This window comes from Bacteroides sp. AM16-24, assembly GCF_003471885.1.
GTDB lineage: Bacteria > Bacteroidota > Bacteroidia > Bacteroidales > Bacteroidaceae > Bacteroides.
This window is the reverse complement of sequence record NZ_QRKI01000012.1, coordinates 1-15,841: the sequence shown is the minus strand read 5'-3', so window position 1 is coordinate 15,841 and position 15,841 is coordinate 1. Positions and strand designations below refer to the sequence as shown.

The window sequence follows — 15,841 nt, the reverse complement described above, 5'->3', positions numbered from 1 at the left end:
CAGAAAGTACTATTTTAGTAGGTGTGATAAAGACCTAGCTGTTAGCCATCCATCAAAAATTTTCCAGATATTTTTTTGAAAATTCAGCCTATTAGACTTTACTTTCCTACTAAACCACATATTTATATATGTATAAAACAAATAAACTATGGATAATAACAACTACAAAAGACAGTATCGACAACTGAATGATACAACCAAACAAAAGATTAGCCAAAGTCTAAGAGGTAGAACAAAATCAGCCACTCACACCCAAGCTATATCTAACGGACTGAAAAAGTATTGGGCAACAGTACCCAATCAACCTAATAATAATGAAAATAAAAATGAAGAACATGAATACAATATACGGTTTAAATATAGATGCGTTGAGGCTCGTTCGTCTAACATTTCATCAGTGATATGGACATACAAGATGGGATCAGGCACGACAATCACTGTGAATTTTGCTGTTAATGTTCTGTTAGGACAATGACTTTCACAATCGAAAAAATTGGGAAATATAAAAGCCTCCGTAACCGTTTAAGGATTATAGAGGCTTTTACTTTAGAAGTTCAAAGACAACTGTAACGGTCTTGCTTTTTCAGTGATTTGCTCTTTTATTTCAGGGCTTTTTTCAAACGTTTGTTCCAGGCGCTTAATAAAACAAGTTTCTCCTGCACCTTTCACCTTCAAAGATGGAAACCATATTCCACCAATCAGTATCAGATCTATGCAATAACTTCTCCAGTGCTCCATAGTGAGAGCATTCATCCATGCAATTTCACCGGGAATTGAGTTCATTAACATATTGACAACTGCCATTTTCACGCATATAATATCAATATCAGAACCAAAGCATCTAGGTCTCCTGCCCTGATTTTTATCTGCACATGTCTTTGCGGCTGCCAATAACAATGTACCTGAACCACAAGTTGGATCACAAACGGACTGTTCGGGTGTTAGCTCGTCACATCTGACAGCGAAAGCCATCATTCTTCCTATATGATTGTCAGTGAAAAATTGTCCGTTGTGGCCATTTGAAATAAATTGCATGAACACGCCCCCTAAAGCATCCTCGAAGTCTTCCGAAGCATCGGCAATAATATGGAGCATTTCAAAGAAAAGAGGCATTTCTTCCTTTGTATATTGTTTCTCTACCCTCAAATAATCCTCTGACAACATACCTGCAGATAGACAATAGAGGCTTACATCTAAAAAATCACAGAATACATTTTCCCTACTTCGGCTATAACAAAGCCTGTCATAATGCGCTTGAAACTCTTTTGAAATCATATTATTATTGTTTTAAAGATTAATGCTCGTCTAGATTTGAAACCTATCTATATCACTTTTTTCGTTCTCTCTTCTAACGGCAGACTTTTTTTAAAAACTTATGCCCTTACTGAGTTATCAACCTTATCTATAGGCGTTTTTAGTTTTGTAGACAGCTTATACAAGGCTATGGGATTAAATACTACCCGCAGGTGTGGAGATTTCAGCCCATACCCGTAGGGTTTGCCTTGAAGGAGCTACAGGCTACGAAACATCCTTTGCCGTATAGATAAGGTTGATAACTCAGTAAGGGCATACAATATGAGGATGCCGGTAGGTAAAAGAGAGAGAAAAAAAAGGAGCGCAAAAAGTCCACTCTCCCGTTGTGTTCCACAACGGGGTAAAAAAAGAAAAATAGGAAATTGTGGGGATATGCATTATGTGAACTACCGCTAAGCTAAAGACTTAGCGGCTTCGGAGATACTAATACTTTCTCTCTTTTCCTGCTTCTTCCTGCCATTGCTTTTTAGGACACGAGGTCGGTCATCCCCGGAAATGTCAGCCAGGAGACTATCAGAAAGTATATCGAAAGCCAAGGGTAGCCTATGCTACCCTGCATTTTTCATTCTCTAAACTAAAGATTTAGGGGTTTTCAAATGTGATTCCTTATAAATTCTCATTTTTCCCAATCCGGTTTAGGGAATATCCGAATCGGACTATAACGGATGTAAGTTTCGAATATCTCCTTATCAGGACCGATCATACGAGGATCACCTGAACGCTCCATTTCATTTTGCAAAGCTGTTTTGAGTTCTTTTTCGACTGATACATAATTAGCGTTACCGGCTAAGTTATGTAAACAAAATGGATCGTCGTTCACATTATACAATTCGAATTCAGGACGTTTATCATATGCCATGCAGAAATAGGGGTGTATGACAGGATCTTTATAATTCTCGATCAGAAATGACTTTGACGGTGCATCATCAACATCAGTAAATGCCCATCCGGAATGATGAATACCTTTTTCATCGATGCCGTACATCGGGTAAACTTTCCCCGTTTCATTATTGATTGCCTGAGGTGCACCGGCAGGCCAACGTTCTGGTTTTATATTCCAGATAAAGAGGTGTTCCCTGCTACGTATGGCGCGCTGCGGATATCCAAGGTTTTCCCAACGGGAAGAGGAGTGCCGCTCACGGCCCATAAATACATATTTCCTGGTTTCATCCACAATGCCATTTTTTTCGGACCGGAGAATATTCACAATGCTTCGCCCTGAAATAGGAAGCATTCCATCAGGTTCCACTCCCGCAAGTTCTAGAATGGTTGGCGCGATATCTACAAAACCTACCAAATCGTCCACCCGCCGTTTACCCGGAAACCCTTTCGGGTAACTGATTGCCAGGGGCACATGTACACCATATTCGAAGCAGTTTGCTTTTGCACGCGGAAAAGGCATGCCATTATCGGCCGTTACCATAACGACCGTATTGTCAAGTTCACCGATGGAGTCTAGGTAATTCAGCATTTTATAAAGATGAGAGTCTGCCCATTCTATCTCTACGGCATAATCAAGCATATCTCCCTTTATCTCATCTGTATCGGGAAAAAAACCGGGTACATCAACCTGAACAAGTTCTTTTCCATTACGCTTCCATGAGCCTTTTTCATAAGCCCGGTGGGGTTCGGTTGAACCGTACCAGAAATAGAAAGGTTGGTCCGGTTTGCGTTGTTGCATGAAATCATGGAAGTTACTAAAATAGTCTATCAATCCAATCCCTCCTGCAGTTCTCGGATCCGACGAATCGTTTTTTGTGTATCGGTATTTATTGTAGGCATGTCCGGCTGCATTCTCTTTTCTCCATAGTGAATCTTTCTCATTCTGGGCGTAGCGGAAAGGGTCAACTCCTTTTCCGGTAAATCCGGTGTGGTAACCATTTGCTTTGAGAAGATCAACAAAGGGAATGAATTCTTTCATCCAGGACGAAGCATGCTGTCCTGCCTGTTTATTTTGCCAATGATGACGCCCCGTTACCAATGTACTCCGGGATGGCGCGCTTCCCGGTGATCCGGCATAACAATTGGTAAAATAGATTCCGTTGGCTGCTACTCTGTCAAAACCAGGGGTGTGGACAAACTTGCTTCCAGCAAATCCTGTGTGTATATACGTCTGATCGTCATTGATTACAAAAAGTATATTAGGCGGTTTTATCATTTCTTTCTGATGTTGTTTGCATCCGCCTAAAACTCCTGAACTAATGGAGAGAAAAATTATTCCAGATAAATGTTTCATGATATTATTTATATTTTAATTCAAAAGTTAACTTTCAATCCGGATGCTTCCGGTTCAAAATCTGACTTGTTTATTGAGCGTGCCGGAACACTTTCACCTTTTTTTATACGATTCCATGCATCTCGGGCAGATCCCATATACGGATATGAGTCAAATATATCCCCCTGACCAAGCATCCTTGGATCCTGCTGTTCTGTCAGCTTTTGTAGAAGTTCGCTCCGCATTTGTTTTTTCAATACATTGTAATTAGCATCTTCTGCCAAATTTGCCATACATTCCCGGTCTTCTGCGATATTATACAGTTCCTCTTCCTGCCGTTTACCGAAAGAAAGCTGCCAGTAGCTCTCCGTTTCGGGATTCCGGCGCGCTTTTAATACTTCTGTTTTTGTCGGGCTGCCGTCTACATTCATATATCCTGTTTCTGGATTTCCCGCCGGCCAGCGACTGGTTTCAAAATTTATCAGATAAAGAAAGTCGCCTTTTATAATACCTCTGATAGGATATCCTTGATCGTTTGGGCGTCCCACATCATGTCTTTCCTTACCGATCAGAACATAGTCCTTCTGCGATTTACTGTCTTCTTTTGTTAACAGGTCGAGAAAACTTTTACCCTCTATCGGTTGCATCCCCGATTTATCTTCCGGTATGCCGGCTACAGCAAGAATTGTAGGTGCCAGGTCAATAAAACTCAGAAGATCCTTTATCTCCCGTCCGGCTTTCGTTATCCCTTTTTTCCACATCATGGCAAACGGGACATGATTAGAGTATTCGTATTCTTGTCCTTTGGCGCGAGGAAACGGCATTCCATGATCGGCAGTAACAATGACGATTGTGTTTTCCAGTTCTCCCGCCGCTTCCAATATCTGAAGAATAGCGACTAGGTGTTTATCAAAATGTTCTATTTCCAGCGCATAATCCAACATGTCCGTGCGTACTGCCTCATTGTCCGGCCAGAAAGATGGAACAGAATCAATCTGATTAATATTTTTTCCAGCTTTTAAAGAAGAACCGAATTCGTATCCTCTATGTGGTTCCAAAGCCCCATACCAGAAACAGAAAGGCTGGTCTTCGGACTTATTTCTGAGGAACTCTTGAAAGTTGGCTGCATAATCAATATTGGATATTCCTTTTGTCGGGGGTGTCAATTTGATCTGATTCCACATTTTCCCGACTATATTTCGTGCATTTCCTAACGAGTCGTTAGCAAAACCGGGTCCCCAGCCTTTTCCTGTTGCTCCTACCTTATAGCCGTTCTCAGCCAATACCTCGGGATAAGATTTGAATTTTGCAGGGAAATCGGGCCAGTGATTGCAGGCTTCTTCCAGTTGCCAGGAATTACGTCCTGTAATAATGCAGGCTCGGGAGGGCGATGATTTGGCATTACAAGTGTACATGCGCTGAAACAACAGGCCTTTTTGTGATACTTGGTCGAAACCGGGTGTGTGGAGCCAGGGCGTTCCATATGCTTGCATGTGGGGATAAGATATGTCGTCGGCAATGCAGAACAGGATGTTAGGACGTTGTTTTTCTTCAGCCTGTTTGCAAAATAGGTTGCTTATTCCGGTAACTAGGAATAAAGGAATAAATATTTTTTTCATTTTATATCATTATTAATCGAAAGTATTATAGAATGTTTTCAAATGTAATGGATATATCCCTACTTCCTTTTGAATATAAGGTAATTTCATTTACATTCTGTGATAGCACATTTCCTCCGATAATTTTTATCGGTTTCTTATCTTCATATTTTATACACACGGTTGAAGCTGATGCAACCTTAATGACCAGCAGGTTGTTTTCTAACCGTATATCGTCCAACTGTCCTGTGGATGAAATGACGGATACTTTTTCTCCTTTATTTCCAATAAGAAAAGCGCTTATCGTATCGTCCGGTTTATTGAAATTGAAGTCCATGTTGATAGTTTTGGGATTACTTGTGTAAGAATGATTTAAGATTCCAAGTAGTTGTGACCGATTCAAATCTAATTTGTAAGGGAGTCTGGTCTTTGATCCGCTGAATCCGATAATCTGTCCGAAAGCATGCACGGAATCTACCTGGGTGTATATCTCCGGTGATGCTCCTACGTTAACATTATAATCGGTCATTATACCGTGAATATAGGGTCTTACCCGTTTAGCTTTTGCTAATGTTTTACCGATGCCAATCCTTTCTTTGGGAGTAAGTTGGCTTAGATCTCCCCAAAAACCATGCCCGGCAATTAATGTGTTATTTATATTATAATGTTGTGCGTGGTATGGTGCTACATCATGCGGGTAAACTGCATAAGTAAACAACTCTTTTGGGAAAAAATGTCCATAATCATTAATGACCGTACGCATAGATTTAGTTCGGTAAGTGGAATAGTCACCATAAGCGGATGCACCATTATTGATGAAAAAGAATATTCCCTCTTGTAGAGGCATCAATCCAATCATGCACCGTTCCGGCTCTGTAAGGTCTACTTCTATAACTACATCGTTATTGTATTTCCGTAACTCTTTCATAATACGGGTTACATAAAAAGGGAAAAGATAATTATATCTTTCTATCCTTTCTTTTTTTGTATGGCTATTATCTCCATGATTGAGACCGGCCAAAGAACTATTGAAAGTATTCATTGCATCCCATTTAAAAAAACGAATACCTTGATCAATCAGTCTTTTACAATCTTCAAGAAATAAATCAGAAAAAGGTCCTACGATATCAAATACTGGTTTTCCCCATTGTGCTACAATAGGAACTCCGTCGGATCGGCGGATAATCCATTCAGGATGTTGTCGGTATCTTTTAAAGAGGCTATCTATTGCCATCGGAGATAACCAGATCCCTGGTATCATATTATGCTCTTTCATCCGGTTAACAAGTGGGGTTAATTTATTAGGTAAACGTTTTTGATGTGGAGTCCATACACCTAACGCTTCTTCCCATCCGTCGTCGAGTACAAAAAGTTCAATATTCATCTGAGCAGCATAGTCAATTTCTCGGAGTATTCGCTCCTCTGTCAAGACCTCTCTTAAATCATGCCCTTTCTTATTTAGTTCTCTTTGCATGGCCCAGGTATTATAATAAAAATGAGATTCCCGGGATTTAGGATGCTCTGTTATTTGGCTGAAAAGATAATTGTGTATCAACGGTTCAATCTGTTCATCTTTTCCGATAAAACTGAAACTATTCCATACGGTTTCGTAAAAAGAGTCGCATGGTATTTTCTCATTATCGAAATAACCTCCTCTTATTAGTTCTGTAGCTATTGTCCGAGTATTTCCGTTTTGACTGTAATGGTGAGCAATGAACCAAAAATTTTCATCTTTTATTTCTGTTTCATCTCCTTCTACTCCTTGATTAGCGTCAATATCCCCTTTTTTTATGGAGGTGACTGCCGACAACCGGAAACCTTGTGCTCCATCTTGTGAGGCATGTTCGTACGTTAACATTACTTTATGACTTCCCGTGCAGGTTACAGAGAAAGGACCTTTCAGGAAAAGTTCACCGCTATCCGTCAGCGTATGATTTCTAATAGAGGGATAAAATGTATGATTCCAATGCTGGTAATTAGCTATTTGTATTTCCTGTATAGCCCCTTTCATATTATTGTTGAGAGATAACCTTGGGTAAATGAAATGTAGTTTTCCTTCCTTTTTATTCAACTGAAAATTGTGTCCTTTGGTCGATTTCAGTTGTATCTTCTCTCTGGTAAGTGTTGAGTTCTGAAAATATTGTCGGTACAATTCTATTTTCAAGCCTTTGTATGCTCCCTTACCCTTAAAATAAAAAATATACTCCAGACCTTGATTAACCAAACTTCTTTCTTCGTATTTAATAAATTCCCATACCGGCATGGATGAGAGCACTGTTTCTTTGTTAATCTGAAATTCGAAGTAAGGAAGCGCATTTTCAGCTATCAATTCTTTCTGGTTTTTCTTATCGAATACCGATCGGACGGAGATCGTATTATTCTCAAATGATAATATCTGCCGCATCTCTGTATTTTCATAGATGAACTCCTTTCCAGCCATGTATCCGTTAGCCAGCATATCATTATCACAATAAAAGAATAAAATGATTAGTAAAAAGATGTTCTTAAGTTTCATTGAATTTGTTGAGGTATTGAGGGGTGTATCAAAAGTCCACTCCTTTTTATCCGGAGGGGAGCTTGTGATACACCTCAATGATTTTTATTTATTTAGGCGTAATCTGATAATCATTTTGTTTCAATTCCGGATTTACATCAACCTGTTTCTGCGGAATCGGAGTAGTGAGGTTGGTCTCGTTGAGTTTAAAACCTTTACTCGTCATAACTTCAATCGCACGGCCGGTGCGGATTAAATCGAACCATCTGTGCCCCTCAAAAGCCAGTTCCACACGGCGTTCGTGTTCAACGATCAGGAAGAATTCATTTTTATCCGAAGTTTTAATATCTACGGGAGAAGTTTCGGTTGTCTGGTAACCGAATCCTCTACGGCGCACTTGATTGAGGTAATCACATGCCTGCGCTGTTTTTCCATTTTGGTTTAATGCTTCGGCATACATTAAAAGTACGTCGGCATAACGGATTACCGGGAAGTTGTTGTTACTATCGCCATTTTGATAAGGGATGTCGAAGTATTTTTTCACATAGCGTGATTCTACCCATTTTCCGTCTTTACGTGAATCATTATAGCCGAGTGCCATGGAAAAGTCACGTCTCAAGTCGCCATCTTCGTATGCGTTATACATATCCATTTCCGGAATGTTGTTACCTCCCGTTCCTCCTACTTGGACAACATTGGTTCCTGAGTTGAAAGGCGCAAATGTGTTCGGGAAATCACTACCTTCTCCGTATCCGCCTTTCTTGAACTGAACTTCGAAAACGGTTTCTTTGTTGTTGTGATTATCCGCATGGAATACACTGGCATAGCCCTTATTGTTCAACGAGCCTGCCTCGTTCTCTAAAAGTGCGTACACTTTGCTATTTATCACTTCGGCTAGTTTAGTTTCGGCTTCCGAGTATTTGTTCAGTGTCAGATATACTTTGCCTAATAAAGCTTTGGCAGCTCCTGAAGTTGCCCGACCAATATTCTTGTCTTCTTTATAAGATATAGGCAATGCTTCGGCTTCTTTTAGGTCGGCAATGATTTGTTCGTATACTTTTTCTTTTGGATCTCTCATGTATTTATATGATTCATTGATACTTATTTCATGCAATACTAATGGAACGTCTCCATACACACGAACAAGATTAAAGTAAGTCAATGCCCGGAGAAATTTGCACTCCAGTTTGTACCGGTCACTCAGCGTTTCGTCTATATCTATATTATCGATACGATCTAAAACCGTATTAACACGATTAATACAAGCATAGCTCTTATTCCAAAAATTGGCAATATAAGGATTCGTAGTACGGATATAGAACTTATCGAATTCATCTTGATCGACTACGGAACCGGAAAGTAAATTGTGTGTATTGTCCGATGGAATTTCCGAAAAAACATACCAGTTGCCATATTGACCGCCTTCCTGAAGTGTGGAGTACGCACCGTTGACGGCCATTGTAAATTGTTCCGCTGTTTGATAAAACTGTTCCCCCCCTAATTTATTTTTCGGTTGTAAGTCCAGAAAATCGCTACAGGATATAAGGCCTAAACACAAGCCTAATGCTACTATTTTATATATTGCTTTCATACTCATTATTTTGTTTTTAGGTATTAACAATTAGAAAGTCACATTTACGCCAACCGTGAAAGTTCGGTTCAACGGGTACATTCCATAGTCGGTTCCCGGTGCCAGCGAGCTATCCTCTTTATGGCTTGTTTCAGGGTTGAATCCGCTATAACTGGTGAATGTCGCCAGATTCTGGATAGACATGTATACCCGGGCATTCTGCATAGCGCACTTTTGAGTAAGTACCTTAGGCAAAGTGTAACCCAGCGTCAGGTTATTGATCCGTATAAAAGAACCATCTTCCACCCAACGGGTTGAAACGGCATTATTTTGTCCCGTAGTCAAGGCATTTGCGCGTGGAGTTTTGCCGTCTCCCGGATTTTCCTCAGATTGCCATCTGTTGAGCACTTCCCGCATCTGATTCATATTTCCTTCTAATTGTGTAAAAAAACGTTTTCCTAAGAACAGTACATCTCGGCCATGAACACCTTGTAGTACTATACTGAGATCAAAATTCTTGTATGTCAACTGGTTAGTCATCCCCCAAGAAAATTTAGGTTCATTGTTTCCGATAATGGTACGATCATCGGCATCAATTATTCCGTCTTTGTTTATATCGGCATATTTAGCATCACCCACATGCGAATCGGCCAAATGGGGACTGTTATCCAGATCGGCTTGGTTCATATAAACGCCTATTTGTTTATAACCATAGAAATTTCCCATCGGTTTACCAATCATTGTAATGTGCGTTGTTCCAGCACCACCGTCGCTTTGTATCGGGTCACCTGCGGGACCAAGCTCAACCACCTTATTACGGTTCATGGACATATTCAGATTGGTGGTCCAACTAAAGTCTTTATTCATCACATTGACAGAATTGATTGTGAATTCAATCCCTTTATTGTTTACTTTACCAATATTACGCCAAGCTTTGGAAAAGCCAGTGATGGTTGGAATATCTACATTAAGCAATAGGTCGGTTGTTCTGCGCTTATATAAATCCAACATAAACGATAAACGATTTTTGAATATGGAGAACTCAAATCCCAAATCATATTGCAAAGTCTTTTCCCAAGTCAGAGCGTGATTGGAAAAACTGTCTTGTGCTGATCCGGCAACAACATTTCCAGTTCCGGAACCAAATACATAATTTGCATTACTCATCGTACCGATTGATGCATAATTGTCCGACATGCTGTTGTTTCCGGTTAAACCAATACTTGCCCGTATTTTCATATCACTAATCCACTGGATATTTTTCATAAACTTTTCCTGTGAGATTCTCCAGGCTACTGACCCCGACGGAAAATAACCGTAGCGATTGTCTTTTCCGAAGCAGGAAGAACCATCTGAACGAATCGAAGCTGTCAGATAGTATTTATTGTTATATCGATAATTCACACGAGCCAGATAAGAAATCAGTGACCATTCATTCATATCAGAAGAACCGCTTTTTACCTTTGCATTATTCAAGGTACGGATAATATCGTCAGGAAAATCCGAACCTTCCGCTTTGCTCTGATTGTAAGTGTTCTTTTGGAAGGTAAGCCCAGCTACAGCATCAATTTCATGAGCTCCGAAAGAAGTGAAATAACTTAGTGTATTTTCGTTCAGCCAATTAAAAACTTCTTTGTTCTCAGTATTACCTTTTCTATCAGTTGAAGGAAGTGGAGCCACCGTTCCACCTTTAGGAACGTTAGATGGGCGGAAAAACTTACTTCTGTAGTTCATCATGTCAGCTCCTATTGTTGTCTTAAATTTCAAATTTTTTAATATGGAAATTTCAGCAAACATATTTCCGAAAAAGCGGAGATTGGCTCGTTTATTTTCGATATCTTTTGCTAAAGCAACAGCATTGGGAACCCCACTCAGACCATCGCCAGCTACAGCGTATTCTGCTTGCGAAGACCAGGTTCCATCCGGATTATAAACAGGCATAAGGGCAGTGGTTGCTAATGCCGGAATGATTACTCCGTCACCCGTCCAGTGTCCTTCGTTCACCCGGTTTTGATTGATATAGGTTGGCGCAAGATTGATCCCGACTTTTAGCCATTTAGTAAATTCACTTTCAATTTTCGCACGGGCTGAGAAACGTTCATAATCGCTTCCTATGATGATTCCTACTTGATTGAAATATCCGGCAGAGAACATATATTTTGTTTTGCTATCCCCACCGCTAACAGAAACCTGATAGTTTTGAATAGGCGCCGTCCTGAAAATTTCGTCCTGCCAATCTGTTCCTTTGCCTATGGCTGCCATAACTTCTGGATCATCGTATATGGCTGGATAGCGATAACGGTTACCAGCAGGGCGCATTTCTAATGGATCATTGGGTGATGCACCCGGAACACGATCGACATAATTATTGTTGAAAGCTTCTCTACTAAATGCAACGAACTCCTCAGCATTCAACATGTCCATTTTTTTAGTGACATTCTGAAAGCCATAATATATATCTAAGTTTATACTCACTTTTCCGGCTTTACCCGACTTAGTGGTAACCAACACAACTCCGTTTGCTGCACGCGAACCATAAATGGCAGATGCAGAGGCATCTTTCAATACTTCTATAGATTCTATGTCATTCGGATTGATCGAATTCAGATTTTGTTCGCCTAAAGGAAAACCGTCAACCACGTATAGTGGGGAACTGGAAGCGGAGATTGAACCCGCTCCACGCACACGGATAGTGGCGGCTTGTCCGGGAGAACCGGCTACCTGCTGAACTTGCACGCCAGCTAGTTGTCCGGCCATAGCTTGTGTAGGGTGTGATACTTTCAGGTCTTTCATAGAACCGGCTGATATTTGACCTACAGATCCTGTTAGGTCTTTCTTCTTAACAACTCCATAACCTATAACTACTACTTCATCCAGAGTTTCCGAATCTTCTTTCATGATTATCTTCAAATGAGTCTGATTGGTGATTTTAATTTCTTGAGTGAGATAACCAATATAGGAAACTTGAAGAATAGCGTTTTCGTGCACATTGGTAATGATGAACTTACCATCCAGATCTGTAATGCATCCGTTAGTGATACCTTTTTCAACTATATTCGCTCCGATTATCGGTTCACCTTTTTCATCAGTGACTATACCGATAATTTTTTTAGTTGATTGCTGGCTTATTCCATTTTGGCGAGAAAGGTCATCACGTTTGATAAGCGTAACGTTTTTTCCGACTAATTTATATTCTATGTTAGTCCCTGTAAATATTTTATTTAAAACTTCAGAGACAGATTCATTATCAGCATTCACGGATATCTGTCGGTTTACATCAACCTCATTCCTGTCGTATACGAACAGGTATTCGGTTTGCTTCTCTATCTTATAAATGATTTCCCGTAGGGAAAGATTGTCGGCATGTATAGACATTTTTGCATTCTGTGAATTGGCTTCTGTTGCAAAAAGGTTGCAAAAACATGCGAACAGGACAATAACTGTGATTTTCATAATACGAAATATGTGTTTAATTTCGGATATGGATTGTTTATACAAAAAATAATTCATAATTTTGTATGCAATTACGTTAGTACTTCGATTAATTATTCAAGGTCGGGAGTCTAACCCTTAACCGGTAAGTGTTGGAGCACTTGCCGGTTTTCTATTTACTCTTTATATCTATGTCATAGGCTATTAGTATTTAAAGGTTTAACAATAAAATTTATATAAGAATCAATCTCTGCAAGAATTTATATGTTGAATTAATTAATAATAATCAGATTTTTCTCATCATCTTTTTGGTAAGTAAAATGATGGGTAAGTTGCAAAACATCTAGGATGTGGTATAAACCATCTCTTGTTCGAAATTTGGCAGTAGAATGTATTTTATTTTGTATAATAAATTTGTTGTTTATCTGAATGTTTACATCAAAATATAATTTCAGTTTTTTTAGAACTTCCATCAGTGACTCATCAAAATAGAGAATTCCTTTGCGCCAAAGAAAATAGTCTATGTGCTGCATAGGAGTAACTACTAACTTCTTATTTTCCAATATAGCCCGATTATCAGGTGTCAAAGAAAGCTTTTGATTTGTCGCATGATCGGTAATTTCAACTTTTCCAGTTAACAAAGCTGCTTCAAAATCTTTTGATTGCTTGTAAGCTCTTACATTAAAAGAGGTTCCTAACGCCTTGATATCATAATTGGATGTAGATACAATAAATGGTTTGTCTTTATTTGCTTTTACTTCAAAAAAACCTTCCCCATTGAGACTAACTTTTCGTTTTCCTTTAGCGAAGCGGGTAGGAAAATTTAGTGTACTACCGGCATTCAACCAAACCTGAGAACCGTCGGCTAAAGTAAGTTGTGCATTCTGCCCTGCCGGAACATATATGGTTTGCATGGCAATATCTTCTTCTGTATCTACGAATGGTAAATGTATCCAATAATGCAAAATAAATCCTAGAATAAAGATAGCAGCTACTTCTATTGCTTTTTGCCAAATATGTCTGAATTTTACCTTCTTTAGGACAGAATTTGTAATAACTTCAGGTACCTCATGCCAGAAGCTTATCTCATATAAACGGCATAGCTGCTGATAGTGTTTCATATTCACCTCATCGGCATCTAGCCATTCCGTAATCAAACGTGATTGTTCATCAGTTGTACGTCCTTCGAAATATAATTGTAGTAACTTATCATCCATATTTTTCTTTGCTTTATATATAAGACGATAGTTAGGAAAGGTTCACTAGTAGCAAACTAACTTTTTTAATAGAAAAATAAAAAATAAAATAGAGGCAGGTAATCTTTTAGAGAAATACGTAGAGCTTTCAATGCTTTGGCTATATGATAATCTACCCCTTTTACGGTGATACCTAATGTTTGTGCTATCTCTTTTCCGGATTTCTGTTCGAAACGGCTCATTCTAAAAACGTTCCGTGTTTGCTCGGGAAGTTCTTCCAGAGTATGATTTAGGATCGTTTGTATTTCTGTAGAGAAAATATCTTCCGGATTGCATCCTTCAAGAGTTGATATACGAATGGACAATTCCCGCCGCCGCCATTCAGCCATAGCCTCAAGTCTTTCTTTGTGGCTAATCTGTACTCTGAGGTAATCCTGGGATTTATGTTTGAGTATTGCTAATAGCAAGACCAAAGGTTTCTCTACGGTTTCCTTATTCATTGTTTCCCATAACTTAATAAGGGATTCTGTCGCTATATCTTCGGCTGCCTGGTCGTTTCGTACATACATCAGAGAGAAACGGTAAGCTTTCCTGTAGTACTTTACATAGATGTCGTTAAACTGTTCGATTTGTAACATTATTACTAAGAACCTGTTAAAATATGATTGAAATTTTGTTTTAAGAATGTTTCTGATTAATCCAATAGTATAAGTGACTAAATCCAATGTATCAGACTGATTTTACAGAAACAGGGCGGAAATATATATAGAAAGTTTTGAATGTACAAGCAGAAAGTGTAAATATAATCTTTAGATGGTTTAAAGTGTTAACTTAAAAAGATGCAGAGCTATTGCTACACGTCGTCAGACCTCCTACAGCCTACCTATCCAATGGCAACGCACCCGCATCTTTAGACGAGAACGCTCGCCTAATGGATAAGTTCTTACGATAGCCTTTTGTATCAAGTGTAGGAGTTTGACAACGATTAGGCTATTTATACATCATCCACTTTGAAACGCTAAATTTTATTATTGTAATAAGTTCAAATCGTCAGTAACCAGTCCCTCTAACACATGTTGGATTTTATCAGATATAGCCTTATCTATATTATATTGGGCACACAATGATTGAAATTTGCCTACTGCATTAAATACTTGTAATATCTTTTTTTCGGGCTCTTCCACAAAATCCTCTGCAAAGTTAACAAAGTCACTTGTGGTCAAGGCTGATCTCTTGCCCATCACACCCATCGAATGAATGTATGCAGAAGGATCATCCCATGTATTTGCCGTGAACATTACATCATATGCAGGTGATAATCGCCACACTCCTGTCTTATCCATAATAAACGATATATTCTTATTATGGTCATCAGATATACCTGCGACATAATTAAATACCATTCTAATAAATATCTGATCTTTGTCTTCTTGAGGAAGATTTAGAGTTCCCGCTATCCAACATAGCTTTAGATAATCATCTGCACCTGGCATGATAGCAGCGAGAGTTTGACTAAGAATTTTGTTTCCATCCTTGCGATCAAACCTTTCCGTTTATGGGGCACAGAACGAAGCGGTTTAAATATGAATAGTGAAGAACTACACGGAAAGCCTTTATTCATAGGAGTTTCAGAAGGATAGGACACGAACGCTGGTTTAAAACGAAACGGTTTTTGCTTTACACTTGCTTAGCTTTAGCTTTACACTTGAAGCTATCTAATTAAAGCAAGCGATGGCCGCCATTTACTTTTCTCTTTACTTTGCTTATATTTCCCCGATACGAAAAATAAAGCCGTCATAGAGCCGCAAAACGAGGTTTCCGGCGGCTTGGTTTTTGCTGTTTTTTATTTTTCCTTTTTTTGGTAGTTTAACGATATAAAAACTTCCAAATGCTTATTATTTGGTAGTTTTGCAAAAATAGACTTCCAAATAATAAGCATGAGAAAGACAGAAACAAAGGTGATACATGTTGGAAAATCCAGTGTAAGCTGCCCCCTAAAACCAAGCGATTCTGCCCCCTTGT

The 15,841-nt window shown here is 39.1% G+C and carries 8 protein-coding genes and 2 pseudogenes; 1 reads left to right on the top strand and 9 read right to left on the bottom strand.

Going from position 1 to position 15,841, the window contains the following annotated elements; translation table 11 throughout:
- Window positions 1-148 precede the first annotated feature (148 nt).
- A pseudogene (locus DW182_RS14310) lies at window positions 149-340 on the top strand (hypothetical protein); the annotation flags it as partial.
- 206 nt (window positions 341-546) lie between these two features.
- On the opposite strand, the gene DW182_RS14305 reads toward DW182_RS14310, so the two are convergent.
- From DW182_RS14305 to DW182_RS14260, 9 genes and pseudogenes are all read right to left on the bottom strand, one after another.
- Window positions 547-1,275, bottom strand: a complete 729-nt coding sequence (locus DW182_RS14305; protein ID WP_115503106.1) for an N-6 DNA methylase — start codon at window positions 1,273-1,275, stop codon at window positions 547-549.
- A gap of 655 nt (window positions 1,276-1,930) precedes the next feature.
- Window positions 1,931-3,550, bottom strand: coding sequence for a sulfatase (locus tag DW182_RS14295; protein ID WP_115503105.1), 1,620 nt, complete (start codon window positions 3,548-3,550; stop codon window positions 1,931-1,933).
- A 20-nt stretch (window positions 3,551-3,570) separates the two neighbouring features.
- Window positions 3,571-5,148, bottom strand: coding sequence for a sulfatase (locus DW182_RS14290; RefSeq protein WP_115503104.1), 1,578 nt, complete (start codon window positions 5,146-5,148; stop codon window positions 3,571-3,573).
- A 25-nt stretch (window positions 5,149-5,173) separates the two neighbouring features.
- Window positions 5,174-7,642: an alpha-galactosidase gene (locus DW182_RS14285; protein ID WP_115503103.1), complete on the bottom strand. Its 2,469-nt coding sequence runs from the start codon at window positions 7,640-7,642 to the stop codon at window positions 5,174-5,176.
- Window positions 7,643-7,730: 88 nt separating this feature from the next.
- Window positions 7,731-9,212 (bottom strand): RagB/SusD family nutrient uptake outer membrane protein, encoded by a 1,482-nt coding sequence (locus tag DW182_RS14280; protein WP_115503232.1) that lies wholly within the window; start codon window positions 9,210-9,212, stop codon window positions 7,731-7,733.
- Window positions 9,213-9,242: 30 nt separating this feature from the next.
- Window positions 9,243-12,644: a TonB-dependent receptor gene (locus tag DW182_RS14275; protein WP_233564162.1), complete on the bottom strand. Its 3,402-nt coding sequence runs from the start codon at window positions 12,642-12,644 to the stop codon at window positions 9,243-9,245.
- 251 nt (window positions 12,645-12,895) lie between these two features.
- On the bottom strand, window positions 12,896-13,840 hold the full coding sequence (locus tag DW182_RS14270; protein WP_115503101.1) for a FecR family protein: 945 nt from the start codon (window positions 13,838-13,840) through the stop codon (window positions 12,896-12,898).
- A 65-nt stretch (window positions 13,841-13,905) separates the two neighbouring features.
- Entirely contained in the window at window positions 13,906-14,457 is a 552-nt protein-coding gene (locus DW182_RS14265; protein ID WP_117707057.1) for an RNA polymerase sigma-70 factor, read from the bottom strand.
- Window positions 14,458-14,847: 390 nt separating this feature from the next.
- Window positions 14,848-15,372 (bottom strand): annotated as a pseudogene (locus tag DW182_RS14260) (HipA domain-containing protein); the annotation flags it as partial.
- Window positions 15,373-15,841: the final 469 nt, after the last annotated feature.